Below are 17843 nucleotides of genomic sequence, written 5' to 3'. Positions count from 1 at the left end.
TTGAAATGGTTAAAATAGTAACAGATGCAACCTTTGAAGAAGAAACAAAAGACGGAATCGTTCTTGTTGACTTTTGGGCAACTTGGTGTGGTCCTTGTTTAATGCAAGCACCTATCTTAGAACAAATTGCTGAAGAATTGTCAGAAGACGAGCTTAAAATTGTGAAACTTGATGTCGATCAAAACCCAGCAACAGCTCAAAAATTTGGAATTATGAGCATTCCAACCTTGCTCTTTAAAAAAGATGGCCAAGTGGTTAAACAAGTTGCAGGTGTTCACAATAAAAATCAAATCAAAGCAATTGTTGCAGAATTAAGCAACTAAAAAAGAGCTAACTATTTAGCTCTTTTTTCTTGTTTTATTTTTTGATAAGTTTGCCACATTTTCTTTTGCGGTGTTGCAAAGGGATAATTGGAAAATTCTTTTTCAGGCAACCAAATAAGAACTTTCTCGGATGACAGTTGATCTGATAATGCCTTACCTTCTATCAATTCCACTTCCCATTTTTGATGGCTAAAAACATGCTTAACAAGGGGAAAAGTGTAATCACTCCAAGTGATTTTTAAAGGATATTTCTCTAAAAAACTCTCTTTTTGAGATTTGAAATCTACGGGCCTAGAGTTATCTGTATCAAATAAATCAAGTTGTGTCTCGATGACTTTTTTTTCAAGCATAGGAAAAGACCAAAAACCGCCCAATAATTTATCTTGGGTATTTTTTTCAAGAAGGTATTCTCCTTTTTGGTTTTGAATAATAAAGGCTTCTAGGTGGATGGGACGAGGTTTCTTCTTAGGTTTTTTAATGGGATATTTGTCCATTGTTCCATGGAGGTAGGCACCACTAAAAAAACGAATAGGGCTCTCATCAGGACGCGGATTTTTGGCTGATTCGATATCTGTTCCTAAATCCATAAAAGCTTGATTGAAATCACCAGGTCGCTCTGGGTCAATTAATCGAGTCATTATAGCTTGAAATAGTTTAATATTTTTTGGGTCACCGATATCATAATCTACTTCAAAAAGACGAGCTAAAACACGCATAACATTGCCATCAACGGCAGGAGTTGGTTCTTGAAAAGCAATACTTGCAATAGCACCAGCGGTGTATGGACCAATCCCTTTTAGACTGAGGATATCTTGATAGTGACTGGGAAACTGACCAGAAAAAACTTCCTCTACTTGCTGGGCAGCTTTTTGCATATTTTTAACGCGTGAATAGTAGCCAAGTCCTTCCCAAGCCTTCAAAATCTTTTCTTCGGGCGCTTTAGCCAAATCGGAAATAGTTGGAAACCACTCTAAAAACCTAGTGTAATAAGGAATAACTGTGATTACTTGTGTTTGCTGAAGCATTATCTCTGATACCCAAATATGATAGGGGTTTTTGGTTCTGCGCCAGGGCAAATCACGCTTGTTTTCATCATACCAAGCTAAAAGCGTTCTTCTAAAAGAAGCTATTTTCTCATCATTCCACATTGTGATGCCATAATTATTTAAATCTAACATAATCTTATTTTAGCAAAATCTTTCTTTTTTTGAAAATCCTGATAAATGCTAATAAAAAAAGATGACGTTATCATCTTTTAAAGTATTTAAAAGTCAAAATCAGAAAAATAACTTTTTTCTCTGTGACCAAAGACTTGTTTGAAAAACTTAAATGGTAGGAGATTGATGGCACTATTATAAGATTCTATAGTCTCATTATAAGACACTTTATACTGATAGAGTTTATCTGTTGCGTCTTCTAATGCTTCTTTGTCATCTTCTTTTTTAAGTAATCGAATCTGATCTTCCGTCATCATAATGTTGTTATTATAGGATGCTAATCGTTGCTCAAGTTGGGTGATGGCATTAGCTTGCTTTGATATCAACAAAATGATTGGCGTAAAGACGGCAAATAATCCTGCTAAACGTTCTGGAAAATCATCAATCATTTCAAAATTATCAAAGAGTATTTCAAAGATAATACTGAAAATAATAAAAGACGCAAAAAATTGCCAAATATAAGTCATCACACTAAATCGTTTCACTTTTCTTTTTTTATCAGTCATACGTATCAAATCTTTCCTTTGTTTTGAAACTATTATAACATTTTTCTAAGGAAAGGACTATATTTTACTTGCAAAATAAGCCAGTATCCTGTATAATAGTGTCTTGTGAGAATCCCTCACTTACTCATGACAAGGATCATGAGTCATTAGACCAAAAGGAGGAAAATATCAATGACTAAATACGAAATTCTTTATATCATTCGTCCAAACATTGAAGAAGAAGCAAAAACTGCTTTGGTAGCACGTTTTGACGCTATCTTGACAGACAACGGTGCAACTGTTGTTGAATCAAAAGATTGGGAAAAACGTCGTCTTGCCTACGAAATCCAAGATTTCCGTGAAGGCCTATACCACATCGTTACTGTTGAAGCAGACAACGATGTTGCTATTAAAGAGTTTGACCGTCTTTCAAAAATCAATGGTGACATTCTTCGTCACATGATTGTTAAACTTGACGCATAAGAAGGTAGTTTATGATTAATAATGTAGTACTAGTAGGTCGTATGACCAGAGATGCAGAACTTCGATACACACCAAGTAATCAAGCCGTGGCAACTTTTACTTTGGCCGTTAACCGTAATTTTAAAAATCAAAATGGTGAACGTGATGCCGATTTTATTAATGTTGTTATTTGGCGCCAACAAGCTGAGAATTTAGCTAATTGGGCTAAAAAAGGGACTTTATTAGGTGTTACTGGTCGTATTCAAACACGTAACTATGACAATCAACAAGGTCAGCGTGTGTATGTGACTGAAGTTGTCGCTGACAGTTTCCAAATCTTGGAAAGTCGTGCTACACGTGAAGGAGCAAGCACTGGTGGTTATAATCCATCACCAGCAAGTCCACAACCTACTTCACAAGCTCAAACACCTAACTTTGGAAGAGACGACAGTCCGTTTGGCAATGCCAATCCGATTGAAATTTCTGATGATGATTTACCATTCTAAGAGGATGATTAAAAGTATATAAGGAGAAAAATATGGCTCAACAACGTCGTGGCGGTTTCAAACGCCGTAAAAAAGTTGATTATATCGCAGCTAACAAAATTGAATATGTTGATTATAAAGATACTGAATTGCTTAGCCGTTTCGTTTCTGAGCGTGGAAAAATTCTTCCACGTCGTGTGACTGGAACATCAGCTAAAAATCAACGTAAAGTAACAACTGCAATTAAACGTGCACGTGTTATGGCTCTTATGCCTTTCGTTACTGAAGATTAATAATAACAAGGAGATGGCTTTATGCCATCTCTTTTTTATGTTATTATTATCTTGGAAAATCATTTCTACTTCATCATTTTAAATGATTATGTGATAAGAAAAGGAAAAGCAAATGAAAGCAAGTCAAAGACGTGATCAGATAGTAGCCATTTTAAAAGAAAAACCCTCCCCTATTTCTGCAACAAAACTCGCCAAAGAATTAGGTGTCAGTCGACAAGTCATTGTTGGTGATATTGCCCTACTAAGAGCCAGTAACATAGATATAATGGCGACTCATAGAGGTTATTTGTTGGTTAATAATCTACCAAAACCAAAGACTCAATACATTAAAAAAATAGCCTGTCAACATTCAGAAGAACAAGTGGCAAAAGAATTAGACATTATTGTCAGTGGTGGCGGTCAAGTTTTGGATGTTGAGATTGAACACCCTCTTTATGGTATTCTAACAGCGACATTAAATATTGCTACAAAAGATGATATAAAATACTTTACTCAACAAGTCAAAGAACATCAAGGTGCTTTATTGAGCCATTTGACGCATGGTATTCATAATCATACCATTTCATGTCCATCAAAAGCAGTGTGTGAAAAGATTCTTGAAATACTTAAAAAAGAAAATATTTTATTAACATAATTGACATGTGTCAAGACACATGATAAAATACTTGTTATCAACTTAAAGGAGATGACAAGTGAATCGTAAAAGAACTCAAAAGATGGCTTTAAGTGCCTTATTAACAGCTTTTGCTATTTTGATCCCTATCGTTATGCCAGCCAAAATCATTATTGGACCAGCTTCATTTACTCTTACTAGCCATGTGCCGATTTTTATTGCTATGTTTATCTCACCAAGCGTTGCTATTTTCGTATCGCTTGGTAGTACATTAGGTTTTTTTATGGCAGGATTTCCAATTATCATTGTTTTTAGAGCACTTTCCCATGTCATTTTTGCAAGCATTGGTGCCTTTTTAATCAAAAAACGAATAGTCACATTTACCAAATCCTTGACAACCTTGTTATTTGCCATAATCATTAACCTTATCCATGGCTTAGCAGAATTTTTGGTGGTGATTGTGTTAACAACAGGCTCACAAGTCGATTCAAACTACTGGTTAACTATGCTATGGTTGGTTGGTTTTGGAACACTGGTTCATGGAACGATAGATTTTTACCTAGCAAGAATCTGTTGGCATTTTATGACGAAGAAAAAAGCTTAAACAAAAAGCACCGTGTCAAACGGTGCTTTTTTGATAATTGATTTAAAAAATTCACAAAAACATGCTATAATAAAAACACTACATTTAATGGAGAATACTATGGTATATTACAATCACAAGGCTATTGAAAAGAAATGGCAAGCCTACTGGGCTGAAAATCACACGTTTAAAACGGGAACGGATAAGAATAAACCTAGTTTTTATGCGTTAGATATGTTTCCATACCCAAGTGGTGCGGGGCTTCATGTCGGGCATCCTGAGGGTTATACGGCTACTGATATTTTGAGTCGTTATAAGAGAGCACAAGGCTATAATGTTTTACATCCTATGGGTTGGGATGCTTTTGGTCTGCCTGCTGAGCAATATGCCATCGATACAGGTAATGATCCAGCTGAATTTACTGCAAGAAATATTGCTAACTTCAAGCGTCAAATTAACGCTCTTGGCTTTTCTTATGACTGGGATCGTGAGGTCAATACGACTGATCCTAACTACTACAAATGGACGCAATGGATTTTCACCAAACTCTATGAAAAAGGTTTGGCTTATGAAGCCGAAGTACCGGTTAACTGGGTGGAAGAGCTTGGAACTGCTATTGCCAACGAAGAGGTCTTGCCTGATGGCACTTCTGAGCGCGGTGGTTATCCTGTTGTTCGTAAACCAATGCGTCAATGGATGCTTAAAATCACTGCTTACGCAGAACGTTTGCTGACTGATTTGGACGACCTTGACTGGCCTGAATCGATTAAAGACATGCAACGCAACTGGATTGGTAAATCAACGGGTGCCAATGTTACCTTTAAAGTCAAGGATACAGAGCAAGCCTTTACCGTCTTTACCACTCGTCCTGATACATTGTTTGGTGCCACTTATGCAGTACTAGCACCAGAGCATGACTTGGTTGATAAGATTACGACAAGTGAGCAAAAAGAAGCTGTTCAAGCTTATCAAAAACAAGCCAGTTTGAAATCTGATTTGGCTAGAACGGATTTGGCCAAAGAAAAAACAGGTGTTTGGACTGGAAGTTATGCGGTTAATCCTGTCAACGGGAAAGAAATGCCTATCTGGATTGCTGACTATGTCCTAGCAAGCTATGGTACAGGTGCGATTATGGCAGTGCCTGCTCACGACCAACGTGACTTTGAGTTTGCAAAACAGTTTGACTTAGCAATCATTCCTGTTCTTGAAGGTGGTGATGTCACCCAAGCTGCCTTTACAGAGGATGGTCCTCACATCAATTCTGACTTCCTAGATGGTCTTGGAAAAGAAGAAGCCATTACAAAGATGGTGTCTTGGCTTGAAGACAAGAAAATTGGTTCTCAAAAAATTAGTTATCGTTTGCGTGACTGGCTCTTTAGTCGCCAACGTTACTGGGGTGAGCCGATTCCAATTATCCACTGGGAAGATGGCACTAGTACGGCTATTCCTGAAGAGGAATTGCCACTGGTTCTCCCTAAGACTGATGATATTAAACCTAGTGGTACTGGAGAAAGCCCACTTGCCAACTTGACTGACTGGCTCACTGTGACACGTGAAGATGGTGTTAAAGGACGTCGTGAAACCAATACCATGCCTCAATGGGCAGGGTCAAGCTGGTACTATCTTCGTTATATTGACCCGCACAATAATGAGAAATTAGCTGACGAAGATTTATTAAAACAATGGCTACCCGTCGATGTTTATATTGGTGGGGCAGAACATGCGGTATTGCATCTTCTTTATGCACGATTCTGGCATAAGTTTCTCTATGATATCGGCGTTGTTCCAACCAAGGAACCCTTCCAAAAATTGTTTAACCAAGGAATGATTTTAGGGACAAGCTATCGTGATAGTAGAGGAGCCCTTGTTGCTACTGATAAGGTAGAAGAAAGAGATGGTCTTTTCTACCATCTTGAAACAGGAGAAAAACTCGAGCAAGGTCCAGCTAAAATGTCTAAGTCACTTAAAAATGTTATCAATCCTGATGATGTGGTTGAAAAATATGGTGCTGATACACTTAGGGTTTATGAGATGTTCATGGGACCACTTGATGCCAGCATTGCTTGGTCAGAAGATGGCCTTGAAGGAAGTCGTAAATTCCTAGACCGTGTTTATCGTTTGTTAACGTCAAAAGAAATAACAACGAAAAACAATGGGCATTTGACCAAGGTTTACCACGAAACAGTTAAAGCAGTGACAGAACAGATTGAAAGCTTGAAATTTAACACTGCTATTGCTCAGTTGATGGTCTTTGTCAATGCTGCTAATAAAGAAGAAAAACTCTTTATTGATGATGCGAAAGGCTTTATTCAGCTTCTAGCACCATTTGCACCACACCTGGCAGAAGAGCTATGGCAACACATCAATCCAACTGGTCAATCGATTGCTTATGAATCATGGCCAACCTATGATGAAAAACAATTGATTGAAGATGAGATTGAAATTGTTGTTCAAATTAATGGCAAGGTTCGTTCTAAATTAATCATTGCTAAAGATACCAGCCGTGAAGAATTAGAATCACTAGCTAAATCAGATGACAAGATTGCTGAACTCATTGCTGATAAAACAATTATTAAAGTGATTGCTGTACCAAATAAATTGGTTAATATTGTCGTCAAATAAGAATCAAAAGTCTAACGTTTGTCGTTAGGCTTTTTTTGAAAAAATTCAAACTATTTGCCTTAGATACAAAGGTGATTCACTAGAAAACGTTTACTTTTAATATATTAAGTTGTACAATAAGAATAGTTATAACTTTTGAAGGAGATTACTATGGAAATAACAACAAAAGTGATTGAAACAATCAAAGATAAAGAAGTCACTCAAATTCGACTTATCAATGATAATGGTGTAGAAGCACATCTAATAACCTTAGGTGCTACTTGGCAAGCCTTTTTAGTCCCTCAAGCAGATGGTTCCAAGAAAAATATCGTCTTAGGTTTTGATACACCAAGTCACTACAATCAAAACGGTATTGCTGCAGGTCAGTCTATTGGACGTGTGGCAGGACGCATCAAAAATGGTCAATTTAGTATTTCAGACCAAGATTATCAAGTGGCTCAAAATAATAATGGCAATGCTCTACATGGTGGACCAAATGGTTTTCATCGTCAACATTGGGATTATGAGTTGGTTGAAGACAATGACAAAATAGGTGTTAAATTCACCTATCACGCCAAAGAAGAAATCGATGATTTTCCAGGTGATATGACAGTTACCGCCTTATACCTACTAGATAATCAAAACAAGTTAACCGTTTCTTACACCGCGACAGACGTTACAAAAGACACTTTGTTTAATCCAACAAATCATGTCTATTTCAATCTTAGTGATAAACAAGATTTGTCAAGTCATGAATTAAAAATAAATGCAGAACAGGTACTGGAATCAGATGACACCCTCATTCCAACTGGTGTGAAAAAAGAAGTAGCAGCTACTCCTTATGACTTTAGAAGCTTTAAGCCTCTCATTCCTGCCATTGAAGCAACTGGTGGTATTGACGACGCCTTTCTTGTCAGCTCAAAAGACAATCAACCGATTGCTGTTTTAAGAGATAAAGATAGTCACGATACCATCTCTATCTACTCTGATAGAAACGCCTTAGTTGTTTATACTTTTAACTTCCCTGAAGACAATGTTTATTTTTCACGAGATCATGGTCTTGAAAATAAAAAACATGAAGGTGTAGCTATGGAAGCTCAGACTCTACCTGATGCCATCAACCATCCTGATTTTGGTAATACTGTTATTAAAAAAGGAGAAACAGTGACACATAGCATTACTTTTTCATACACAAAAGAAATATAATTGTTAGAAAATATTTGAGACTAGTGTGATTGGAGAATTTATTGGAAAATAAAGTAACAATTAAGACTTATTTATGGAGATGTAAAAAAGAGAATAGCATTTGGCTTTTTTGGATTCTAGTGAATTCGGTTTGTGTGTTTTTAAATGGTATTTTAAGTGCACGAGCGATTACAACTTTGGTATCTTTTGATTTAAAAGGATTTATTCTTTATAGCTTATCTATCTTAGCAGTAAATATTTTATGGGTTATCCAAATCTATCAAGGAGCCAAGGCTAATGAAAAAGCTATTCAAATGATGGCAATAGAAATTCGAAAGGATATTGCTTTAAAACTTGAACAAGCAGGCATTCTTAATTATGAGAAGAAAAATCAAGCCACTTATCTATCGTGGCTGACTAATGATATTAACACCATTATTGACCTTGGTTTTGAAACCTTGGAATTAATGGTCATGCAAGCATTAAACATTGTCTTTGCCATTGTAGCTTTTCTAAGTTTTCATTACTCTTTACTGTTTACTATTGCGATTTTCTTTCTTATGATGGTAAAATTGCCAAAACTTTTTGCAGCAAGTATGGAGAAAAAAGCTGTAACCTTCACTGAAAAAAATGAAGAGTTAGTTCAAGCTATAGACGATGTGTTGAGTGGTTACCGTAATTTATCAAATGCAAATAAAATTGGATTTATGACTCGAAAAATCATGAATTTCTCCCATCAATATGCCAATGCCAAAATCGACTATGCTAAGTCATTGGGAGGGCTTATGTCTGTTCAAAATGGCACGAGTTTCATCAGCCAAATTGTCATTCTCATACATTCAGGCGTCCTTTACTTTTATCGCTTAATGCCTATCGGTGGTGTTTCTTCTTCTCAGTATTTTGCTTCAATTATTTTTGCCGGTTTGACAGGACTAACAGCCAATTATACTGAATTTAAATCTGTTGATAAGATTTTTGAAAAATTTAACGCTATTGATGCAGATTGGCAACTAAACAATTTTTCTAAACCAGCTGGGAACATTTCTTTTGTTAATGGAGATATTTCACTCAATCAGTTGACACTAAAAAGAGAACAGCAAGTGGTTTTTGAGCATCTGACTCTTCATTTTGAAAAAAATAAAAAATATGCTTTGACTGGAACATCGGGAGTTGGAAAATCATCACTCCTCAAACTTATCAAAGGAGAACTCTTTCCTGATTCAGGGACTATCAGTTTCAATGGGATTTCTCTTCTAGAGATTGATAGGCAGTCCTTAAACGACAATATTAGCTATGTGTCTGCTGATGACCATATTTTCAATGAAAGTCTAAGATTTAATTTGACTTTAGGAAAAGAAGTTGAGCAATCAGAGATTGATCGAGTACTAGATATCTTACACTTGAAGAATTGGGTCAGTGATTTAGACAAGGGATTAGAAACAAGGCTATCTCAGATTACCCAAGATATATCAAGCGGTCAAAAACAGCGTATTTTATTGGCACGATTATTATTGGAGGATAAACCTGTCTGGCTCATTGACGAAGGAACATCTGCTATCGACAAAGATAATCGTAAATTGATTGAAGAAGAGCTCTTAAAACAACCTAACAAAACAATTCTTTTTGTAACACATCATCTATCGGAAACACTGGCAGAACGATTAGATAGCCAGATACATTTAGATGATTTTGTAGCAAAACATTAGTGAGTTAGAACTATTTTATCAAAAATCTTATATCAAGATTTGGTTTACAATGTCACTAACCCTTTCATATTTTAAAAACCACGATAAATATCGTGGTTTTTTATTAGAGGCAACTATCTCTGATGGTTAACTTGGTCGCTAGTCTAACCATTGAAGCAATTTTTGGAGGATTTGGCGATAAGGTTTGTGTCATCAAATCGACTGCGATTTTCCCCATCTCCTCAGTATAAACAGTGACACTAGATAGGGCTGGAAAAACTTGTTTCGTGATAGGGGTGTCGTTAAAGGCAATGAGACTCACTCTTTCAGGCACAGCAATCTTTGCTTCTTGTAAGGCCTTTAAAGCCCCAACAGCCAAAGTATCATTAGCTATGAAAAAGGCTTGTGGAAGTTCATTTCCCAATTCTTGAATGGCTTTTTGCATCAAGTTATAGCCAGACTGGGTTGAAAATGGTCCTACATAGACTGATTTTGCTTTGTAGATGCCTAATTCACTCATGTAGTTTTTAAAGGTTCGAAAACGTTGATCAATTAAATGTTCTAAGCCATCACTAGTCGACTCCTCACCTGCTATCATCCCAATATCAGATAAATTTTTGTTTAAAAAATAATCAATAGTATTAATGACTGAACTATCAAAGTCGGTGGTAACACACGAATAGCCATAGTTCAGTGTGTCACTATCCACAAAAATCAAAGTTGAAGTGATTTTTTCCAATTTTTCAATCTGTTTCTGACTAAATTTGCCAATAGCAAGAATACCAGCAATATTAGTGTCTATTGAAAAAATAGCATTATTGAAAAAGCGCAAGATATCATAACCTAATTCTTGAGCTCTTTTTTCAATGCCAACACGAATGGCATAATAATAAAGGTCATTAAGTTCTTCTTGTTCACTATACCACTGCAAAATAGCAATGGTTTTTTTCTGACCATTTTTTTTACTATTTTTTTGGTGTTTGGTATAGTTGAGTTTTTCTGCAGCTGTTAGAATTTTTTCTCTGGTCTTTGGGCTAACTGAAAGAGTGTCGTCTTGACTAAGAACACGTGATACAGTAGCTATTGAGACCTTTGCTGCTTTAGCGATATCTTTAATCGTTGCCATAACCCTTCTCCTTTAGTCGTTTTTATTATATCATAAAAAATAAAAAAATTAGTAAAATTTTACTAAAATAATTGACTTTAGATTTTCTAAAGCGTAAAATAAGAATGAACCATTATCATAAATTTTAAAGGAGAACCTTATGGACATTCAAGAACTACAACAAGCTTTTTCAGCTGTTTTTAATGCTGAAGCAGATGCCACTTTTTTCTCACCAGGACGTATCAATTTGATTGGTGAACATACTGATTATAATGGCGGCCATGTTTTTCCAGCAGCCATCACTATTGGAACATACGGTGCAGCTAGAAAACGTGATGATCAAACCTTACGTTTTTATTCAGCAAACTTTGAAGATCTAGGTATTATTGAAGTTGACTTAAACAATCTGGTTTTTGACAAGAAAGACAATTGGACAAACTATGCTAAGGGTGTTCTTAAATTCTTGAAAGAAGCTGGTCATACTATCGACTTTGGTATGGATATCTATGTTTATGGTAACATTCCAAATGGTGCAGGTTTATCATCATCAGCATCATTAGAACTGTTGATTGGTATTATTGCAGAAGAATTATTTGCTCTTAAATTAGAACGCATAGACCTTGTAAAAATTGGTAAACAAACCGAAAACAACTTTATCGGAGTTAACTCAGGCATTATGGATCAATTTGCGATTGGTATGGGTGCTGATAATCGCGCTATTTATCTTGATACGAACACCTTAGAGTATGACTTAGTACCACTTGACTTGGGAGATAACGTTATCGTTATCATGAACACCAATAAACGTCGCGAATTGGCAGATTCAAAATACAACGAGCGCCGTAGCGAATGTGAGATGGCTGTTGAAGAATTAAACACTGTCTTAGATATTAAAACACTTGGTGAATTAGATGCCAAAGCTTTTGATGAATATGCTTATTTGATTAAAGACGAAAATCGTCTAAAACGTGCTCGTCACGCTGTTCTTGAAAACCAAAGAACACTTGAAGCGCGTGAAGCCTTAGCAGCAGGTGATTTAGAAAGATTTGGTCGTCTAGTGAATGCTTCTCATGTGTCTTTAGAGCATGATTATGAAGTCACAGGTATCGAACTTGATACCTTAGCACACACTGCATGGGAACAAGAGGGGGTACTTGGTGCCCGTATGACAGGTGCAGGATTTGGTGGCTGTGGTATTGCTATTGTTGCTAAAGACAAAGTTGATCAATTTAAAGAAAATGTAGGCAAAATCTACACAGAAAAAATTGGTTATGCCCCAGACTTTTACATAGCTGAAGTAGCAGGTGGCTCACGTGTCCTATCAAGAAAATAAGACTATGAAAACAATAATAGACGTCTTTGTTGATAAAGTTATCGAAAATTCTCATTACACGCCTTTAGATGCTATTTATCTAAGAAATCGCATCTTGGCTCTAGTAGGAGAAGAAAATACTCAGAAAGAAACTGAGTTGACCGAGCTTATTGCTTTAAAAGATGAATTGGTTGCCTTAGCTGTTACAAATGGTAAAGTAGGAGTGCTCCAAGAAGAAAAAGATACCTTAGGTGCTGAATTGATGAATTTTATCACCCCAATACCTAGTCAGCTTAATCATGATTTTTGGCAAACGTATGCAACTGATAAAAAGCAAGCTATTTCTGATTTTTATCAGCTCAGTCAAAAAAATGATTACATTAAGTTAAAAGCTATTGCTAAAAATATTTATTATCAAGTGGCGACTGATTATGGCCATTTAGAGATTACGATTAACCTATCAAAGCCTGAAAAAGATCCAAAAGCGATTGCCATGGCAAAACAAATGAAAAGCACTAGCTATCCCATGTGTCAACTTTGTGTTGAAAACGAAGGCTATCAAGGCAGAATCAATCATCCAGCAAGAGCTAACCATCGCATCATCAGACTTGATTTAGGTGATGAAAAATGGGGATTTCAATATTCACCTTATGCCTATTTTAATGAACATAGTATCTTGTTAAACACTGAACATGTTCCTATGGTGATTAGTCAAAAAACCTTTGAACAGTTGTTAGACATTGTTGATATTTTCCCAACTTATTTCGTTGGTAGTAATGCCGATTTACCAATTGTTGGTGGGTCTATTTTGACACATAATCATTACCAAGCAGGCAAACACACTTTTCCGATGGAAGTGGCACCGCTAGACAATTCTTTTTCATTTGAAGGGTTTGAAAACATTCAAGCTGGTATTGTGAAGTGGCCGATGTCTGTTCTTCGTCTAAGAGGTGATCATAAAGAAGAATTAGTTGCTTTGGCAGAAAAAATTCGCCTAGCTTGGAAAGATTATTCTGATGTGAGCCAAGATATCATTGCAAAGACCGGCAGTGAAGAACACCATACCGTTACTCCCATTGCTAGAAAAAACAATGGTTTATATGAGCTTGATCTTGTCTTAAGAGATAATCATACGTCAGAAGAATTTCCAGACGGGATATATCACCCACATCCAGATGTACAACACATCAAAAAAGAAAATATTGGACTCATTGAAGTGATGGGGTTAGCTATTTTACCACCTCGTCTAAAAGATGAGCTCTTGGATGTTGAACGTTATTTATTGGAAAAAGAAAATGATTTAAAAGACTATCACAAAACTTGGGCTGATGACATTAAAGCCAAGTATGGTCAGTTTGACCCAGAGACAGTATCAGACATTGTCAAACAAGAAATGGGTCTTGTTTTTGCTCGTGTTCTTGAAGATGCTGGTGTCTATAAACGGACAAAAGCTGGTCAAGAGGCCTTTATGGCTTTCGTGAGAAGTGTTGGGATTATAAAAGGAGATTAAAATGACTATTTTAGTACTTGGTGGTGCTGGCTATATTGGATCACACATGGTTGATCGTTTGATTGAAAAAGGGGATGAACAAGTTGTTGTGGTCGATAATTTAGTGACGGGTCATCGTGATGCTGTTCATTCTGATGCGGTGTTTTATGAAGGTGATTTAGCAGACAAAGACTTTATGCGACAAGTCTTCTCAAAACATCCAGATATCGATGCTGTTATTCACTTTGCTGCCTTTTCACTTGTGGCTGAGTCGATGAGTGATCCTTTAAAATATTTCAATAATAATACGGCAGGAATGATTTCTCTACTAGAAGTGATGCGTGAATGTGAGATTAAAAATATTGTTTTTTCATCAACAGCAGCAACCTATGGTATCCCAGAAAAAATGCCAATTCAAGAAGATGATAATCAAAAACCAATCAATCCTTACGGAGAAAGTAAGTTGATGATGGAAACAATCATGAAATGGGCTGATAGTGCCTATGGTTTAAAATCAGTAGCGCTTCGTTATTTTAATGTTGCAGGAGCAAAACCAGACGGTTCTATCGGAGAAGATCATGGACCTGAAACCCATCTTTTACCAATTATCTTACAAGTCGCACAAGGAAAACGTGACAAAATCATGATTTTTGGTGATGATTACAAGACGCCAGATGGTACAAATATTAGAGATTATGTTCATCCTTTTGATTTGGCAGATGCTCATATTTTAGCGGTTAATTACTTACGTGAAGGTAATCCTTCAACAGCCTTTAATCTAGGGTCATCAACTGGTTTTTCTAACTTAGAAATCCTAGAAGCTGCTAGAGAAGTGACAAATCATCCCATTCCATCAGAAATTGGTGAGAGAAGACCGGGAGATCCAGATACCCTTATTGCTGATTCAAAAAAAGCAAGAGAAATTCTAGGCTGGAAGCCTCGGTTTGATAATATTAAAAAAATTATTGAAACAGCTTGGGCTTGGCATTCTAGCCACCCTGATGGGTATGATGATAGAAAATAGCCATTTTTCTTGCGATTTAAAAATAACATGCTTGTCTGTCTTGTTTTTGACAGCAGGCATTTTTTATAAACTTAGATATAGTTAAAAACTATAACAAATTCAATAGAATAACAATTTGATTCTTATAATAAGATATGAGAGAATAAGACCAGTCATTTATTAAAAGAAAAAGAGGAAATATTATGTCATTTAAAAAAATAGTTTCATTACTGACGATTACATTATTGGCCGGATTTATTTTAACAGCATGCGGTGCTAAGAGTGATGACGATGATGCTAAAACATTAAAAATCGGTGTGATGTCAATGACAGAATCTGATGAAGCACGTTGGGATAAAATTGAAGACTTGTTGGAATCAGAAGATATCGATCTTGATTTTGTAGAATTCACTGAATACTCTCAACCAAACAAAGCTTTGGCAAATAGTGAAGTGGACATTAATGCTTTTCAACATTACAACTTTTTAAACAATTGGAATGATGAAAATAATGGTGATTTAGTGACCATCGCTGAAACGTATATTAGTCCAGTTCACCTATTTTCTGGAACAGATGCTTCTGGTAAAGCAAAATATCAAAATGTTTCAGAATTGCCAGATGGTGCTCAAATTGCTGTTCCAAATGATGCTACTAACGAAAGTCGTTCTTTATACGTCTTACAATCTGCAGGGCTCATTGAGTTAGATGTTTCAGGTGATGAACTGGCAACCATTGCTAATATCAAATCAAATCCTAAAAACTTAGATATTAAAGAACTTGAAGCTAGTCAAACAGCTCGCTCACTCATTTCAGCAGATGCAGCTATTGTTAACAACAGCTATGCTGTTCCAGCAAATATTGATTATGAAACATCACTCTTTAAAGAAGAAATCAATGATGATTCAAAACAATGGATTAATATTATTGTTGGACAAAAAGATTGGGAAAAATCTAAAAAAGCAGACTTGATTAAAAAAGTTGTAGAAGCTTATCAAACAGATGATGTTAAGAAAATCATCGAAGAGACTTCAGATGGTATTGACTTACCAGTTTGGTAAAATAAGACAATTAAGCGTGTGAATAGCACGCTTAATCTGCTTATATCCTCTAATGAATAGATTTTAAAAGAAATGAAAGAAAGGGAATAACTATGGCTCAAACCATTATCTCCTTAGATAACATTGACATTACCTTTCGTCAAAAAAATAAGGTTATCGAAGCTGTTAAAAATGTTAGTCTAACGATTGATAAGGGACAAATTTATGGTATTGTTGGTTATTCAGGTGCTGGGAAGTCAACACTTGTGCGCGTGATAAATCTTTTACAAGTGCCAACAGCAGGTAAAATCACCGTCGATGGTGATGTGACATTTGACCAAAACAAGATTCAAATTAGTCCCAAAGAACTGCGTGAAAAACGTCGTGATATTGGGATGATTTTTCAACATTTTAATCTCATGGCTCAAAAAACAGCAAGAGAAAACATTGCCTTTGCTCTAAAACACTCACCACTAAGTAAGACTGAAAAAGAACAAAAAGTGCAAGATTTACTAGATTTAGTAGGATTATCGGATCGCTCTGATAGTTACCCTGCACAATTATCTGGTGGTCAAAAGCAACGTGTTGCCATTGCTCGTGCCCTGGCTAACGACCCTAAAATTTTGATTTCAGATGAATCAACATCTGCTCTTGATCCAAAAACAACCAAACAAATTTTAGCCTTACTACAAAATCTCAATAAAAAATTAGATTTAACCATTGTTTTAATCACTCATGAGATGCAAATCGTCAAGGATATTTGCCACCGAGTAGCTGTTATGCAAAATGGACAATTGATAGAAGAAGGCTCTATCCTAGAGATATTTTCACATCCTAAAGAGACCTTAACAAAAGACTTTATCAATGTGGCAACTGGTATTGATGAAGCCTTGCCAAAAATTGAAAAACAAGATATTGTACAACAATTACAGAAAAATGCTGTCTTGGTAAAATTAAATTATGTCGGCTCATCAACAGACGAACCTATTCTCAATAGGATTTATAAGCAATTTGATATCAGTGCTAATATTTTATACGGTAATATTGAAATTTTGGACAATACACCTGTTGGCGAGATGATTGCTATTTTAGAAGGTAGTGAGGAAAGTCTTGAAAAAGCATTGTCAGCTATTAATGCTTCCAATGTCACAGTAGATATTTTAAAGAGAGGACGTTAAATGATTGAGTTAATTCAGACCTATCTTCCCAATGTTTACCAACTCGGTTGGGGTGGTGATAATGGTTGGGGAACAGCTATTTACTACACGCTTTATATGACTATTATTCCCTTTATCATAGGGGGAAGCCTTGGTTTAGGCGCAGGCTTATTATTAGTGATGACTGCTCCTCAAGGTGTTTTAGAAAATAAATATGTTTACTGGGTTCTTGATAAAATCATTTCCATTTTTAGAGCTATTCCTTTTATCATTTTACTAGCCATCATGTTTCCTATCGCTCTATTATTAGTCAATTCTGTTATCGGACCAGATGTCGCCAATATTTCACTATCTGTTGCAGTGTTTGCTTTTTTTGTCAGACAAGTGCAGGTAGTTTTATCAGAGTTAGATAAAGGTGTGATTGAAGCCGCCCAAGCCTCAGGCGCAACAACTTGGGATATTGTTCTCATCTATATCACCGAAGGTCTACCAGACATTATCCGAGTGTCAACAGTCACCATTATCTCTTTAGTTGGTGAAACTGCCATGGCTGGAGCAATTGGTGCGGGAGGCCTTGGCCATGTGGCCATTTCCTATGGTTATAATCGCTACAACAACGATGTCACTTGGGTCGCTACCATCTGCATCCTCCTCATCATTTTTGGCGTCCAATTCTTGGGTGATTTCCTAACTAAAAAAATTAGTCACAAATAACAAATAAAAGTACTTGCTTGTTAGAGCAAGTACTTTTTAAATAGTAAACGTCCTCTTAGAGAAGCTAAGAGGACGTTATGTTATATCTTAATAA

The 17843-nt window shown here is 36.1% G+C and carries 18 protein-coding genes; 15 read left to right on the top strand and 3 right to left on the bottom strand.

What is annotated here, in order from left to right; all coding sequences use genetic code 11:
- Positions 1-5 precede the first annotated feature (5 nt).
- Positions 6-323 carry a thioredoxin gene (gene trxA / locus JHK64_RS01460; RefSeq protein ID WP_199567219.1) on the top strand — a complete coding sequence of 106 codons (318 nt, stop codon included), beginning with the start codon at positions 6-8 and terminating at the stop codon, positions 321-323.
- An 11-nt stretch (positions 324-334) separates the two neighbouring features.
- Here trxA and mutY read toward each other — a convergent pair whose 3' ends face one another.
- Together mutY and JHK64_RS01450 are read right to left on the bottom strand one after the other, a co-directional pair.
- On the bottom strand, positions 335-1501 hold the full coding sequence (gene mutY, locus JHK64_RS01455) for an A/G-specific adenine glycosylase (RefSeq protein ID WP_199567218.1): 1167 nt from the start codon (positions 1499-1501) through the stop codon (positions 335-337).
- Positions 1502-1587: 86 nt separating this feature from the next.
- On the bottom strand, positions 1588-2046 hold the full coding sequence (locus tag JHK64_RS01450) for a LemA family protein (RefSeq protein ID WP_199567217.1): 459 nt from the start codon (positions 2044-2046) through the stop codon (positions 1588-1590).
- Positions 2047-2217: 171 nt separating this feature from the next.
- Here JHK64_RS01450 and rpsF point away from each other — a divergent pair, with 171 nt between their 5' ends.
- From rpsF to JHK64_RS01410, 8 genes are all read left to right on the top strand, one after another.
- Positions 2218-2508 (top strand): 30S ribosomal protein S6, encoded by a 291-nt coding sequence (gene rpsF, locus JHK64_RS01445; RefSeq protein WP_199567216.1) that lies wholly within the window; start codon positions 2218-2220, stop codon positions 2506-2508.
- A gap of 11 nt (positions 2509-2519) precedes the next feature.
- Complete coding sequence (locus JHK64_RS01440; RefSeq protein ID WP_199567215.1) at positions 2520-2993, top strand: single-stranded DNA-binding protein; 474 nt, start codon at positions 2520-2522, stop codon at positions 2991-2993.
- A 32-nt stretch (positions 2994-3025) separates the two neighbouring features.
- Positions 3026-3265 carry a 30S ribosomal protein S18 gene (gene rpsR, locus JHK64_RS01435; RefSeq protein WP_018369272.1) on the top strand — a complete coding sequence of 80 codons (240 nt, stop codon included), beginning with the start codon at positions 3026-3028 and terminating at the stop codon, positions 3263-3265.
- Positions 3266-3377: 112 nt separating this feature from the next.
- Positions 3378-3899 (top strand): transcription repressor NadR, encoded by a 522-nt coding sequence (locus JHK64_RS01430; protein ID WP_199567214.1) that lies wholly within the window; start codon positions 3378-3380, stop codon positions 3897-3899.
- 82 nt (positions 3900-3981) lie between these two features.
- Positions 3982-4482: a hypothetical protein gene (locus tag JHK64_RS01425; protein WP_199567244.1), complete on the top strand. Its 501-nt coding sequence runs from the start codon at positions 3982-3984 to the stop codon at positions 4480-4482.
- 99 nt (positions 4483-4581) lie between these two features.
- Entirely contained in the window at positions 4582-7083 is a 2502-nt protein-coding gene (gene leuS, locus JHK64_RS01420) for a leucine--tRNA ligase (RefSeq protein WP_199567213.1), read from the top strand.
- Between the two features lie 150 nt (positions 7084-7233).
- Positions 7234-8268: an aldose epimerase family protein gene (locus tag JHK64_RS01415; RefSeq protein WP_199567212.1), complete on the top strand. Its 1035-nt coding sequence runs from the start codon at positions 7234-7236 to the stop codon at positions 8266-8268.
- Between the two features lie 41 nt (positions 8269-8309).
- Positions 8310-9953, top strand: a complete 1644-nt coding sequence (locus JHK64_RS01410; protein ID WP_199567211.1) for an ATP-binding cassette domain-containing protein — start codon at positions 8310-8312, stop codon at positions 9951-9953.
- 103 nt (positions 9954-10056) lie between these two features.
- Here JHK64_RS01410 and JHK64_RS01405 read toward each other — a convergent pair whose 3' ends face one another.
- Complete coding sequence (locus JHK64_RS01405) at positions 10057-11058, bottom strand: LacI family DNA-binding transcriptional regulator (protein ID WP_199567210.1); 1002 nt, start codon at positions 11056-11058, stop codon at positions 10057-10059.
- A gap of 139 nt (positions 11059-11197) precedes the next feature.
- Here JHK64_RS01405 and JHK64_RS01400 point away from each other — a divergent pair, with 139 nt between their 5' ends.
- The 6 genes from JHK64_RS01400 (at position 11198) to JHK64_RS01375 (ending at position 17749) form a co-directional block, all read left to right on the top strand.
- Positions 11198-12370, top strand: coding sequence for a galactokinase (locus JHK64_RS01400; protein WP_199567209.1), 1173 nt, complete (start codon positions 11198-11200; stop codon positions 12368-12370).
- 4 nt (positions 12371-12374) lie between these two features.
- Positions 12375-13859: a UDP-glucose--hexose-1-phosphate uridylyltransferase gene (gene galT, locus JHK64_RS01395; protein ID WP_199567208.1), complete on the top strand. Its 1485-nt coding sequence runs from the start codon at positions 12375-12377 to the stop codon at positions 13857-13859.
- 1 nt (position 13860) lies between these two features.
- Positions 13861-14862 (top strand): UDP-glucose 4-epimerase GalE, encoded by a 1002-nt coding sequence (gene galE, locus JHK64_RS01390; RefSeq protein WP_199567207.1) that lies wholly within the window; start codon positions 13861-13863, stop codon positions 14860-14862.
- A 182-nt stretch (positions 14863-15044) separates the two neighbouring features.
- Entirely contained in the window at positions 15045-15899 is an 855-nt protein-coding gene (locus JHK64_RS01385; protein ID WP_199567206.1) for a MetQ/NlpA family ABC transporter substrate-binding protein, read from the top strand.
- Between the two features lie 92 nt (positions 15900-15991).
- Positions 15992-17056 carry a methionine ABC transporter ATP-binding protein gene (locus JHK64_RS01380; RefSeq protein ID WP_199567205.1) on the top strand — a complete coding sequence of 355 codons (1065 nt, stop codon included), beginning with the start codon at positions 15992-15994 and terminating at the stop codon, positions 17054-17056.
- Entirely contained in the window at positions 17057-17749 is a 693-nt protein-coding gene (locus JHK64_RS01375) for a methionine ABC transporter permease (protein WP_199567204.1), read from the top strand.
- Positions 17750-17843: the final 94 nt, after the last annotated feature.

The sequence above is a fragment of the Streptococcus zalophi genome (genome assembly GCF_016481285.1).
Taxonomy (GTDB): Bacteria; Bacillota; Bacilli; order Lactobacillales; family Streptococcaceae; genus Streptococcus; species Streptococcus zalophi.
Note: the sequence above shows the minus strand (reverse complement) of the source record. Positions and strands in the feature narration are given on the sequence as shown.

Excerpts from the sequence above, each read along its gene's own strand:
- trxA (WP_199567219.1), top strand. The coding sequence starts at position 6 with ATGGTTAAAATAGTAACAGATGCAACCTTTGAAGAAGAAACAAAAGAC.
- mutY (WP_199567218.1), bottom strand. The coding sequence starts at position 1,501 with ATGTTAGATTTAAATAATTATGGCATCACAATGTGGAATGATGAGAAA.
- JHK64_RS01450 (WP_199567217.1), bottom strand. The coding sequence starts at position 2,046 with ATGACTGATAAAAAAAGAAAAGTGAAACGATTTAGTGTGATGACTTAT.
- rpsF (WP_199567216.1), top strand. The coding sequence starts at position 2,218 with ATGACTAAATACGAAATTCTTTATATCATTCGTCCAAACATTGAAGAA.
- JHK64_RS01440 (WP_199567215.1), top strand. The coding sequence starts at position 2,520 with ATGATTAATAATGTAGTACTAGTAGGTCGTATGACCAGAGATGCAGAA.
- rpsR (WP_018369272.1), top strand. The coding sequence starts at position 3,026 with ATGGCTCAACAACGTCGTGGCGGTTTCAAACGCCGTAAAAAAGTTGAT.
- JHK64_RS01430 (WP_199567214.1), top strand. The coding sequence starts at position 3,378 with ATGAAAGCAAGTCAAAGACGTGATCAGATAGTAGCCATTTTAAAAGAA.
- JHK64_RS01425 (WP_199567244.1), top strand. The coding sequence starts at position 3,982 with ATGGCTTTAAGTGCCTTATTAACAGCTTTTGCTATTTTGATCCCTATC.
- leuS (WP_199567213.1), top strand. The coding sequence starts at position 4,582 with ATGGTATATTACAATCACAAGGCTATTGAAAAGAAATGGCAAGCCTAC.
- JHK64_RS01415 (WP_199567212.1), top strand. The coding sequence starts at position 7,234 with ATGGAAATAACAACAAAAGTGATTGAAACAATCAAAGATAAAGAAGTC.
- JHK64_RS01405 (WP_199567210.1), bottom strand. The coding sequence starts at position 11,058 with ATGGCAACGATTAAAGATATCGCTAAAGCAGCAAAGGTCTCAATAGCT.
- JHK64_RS01400 (WP_199567209.1), top strand. The coding sequence starts at position 11,198 with ATGGACATTCAAGAACTACAACAAGCTTTTTCAGCTGTTTTTAATGCT.
- galT (WP_199567208.1), top strand. The coding sequence starts at position 12,375 with ATGAAAACAATAATAGACGTCTTTGTTGATAAAGTTATCGAAAATTCT.
- galE (WP_199567207.1), top strand. The coding sequence starts at position 13,861 with ATGACTATTTTAGTACTTGGTGGTGCTGGCTATATTGGATCACACATG.
- JHK64_RS01385 (WP_199567206.1), top strand. The coding sequence starts at position 15,045 with ATGTCATTTAAAAAAATAGTTTCATTACTGACGATTACATTATTGGCC.
- JHK64_RS01380 (WP_199567205.1), top strand. The coding sequence starts at position 15,992 with ATGGCTCAAACCATTATCTCCTTAGATAACATTGACATTACCTTTCGT.
- JHK64_RS01375 (WP_199567204.1), top strand. The coding sequence starts at position 17,057 with ATGATTGAGTTAATTCAGACCTATCTTCCCAATGTTTACCAACTCGGT.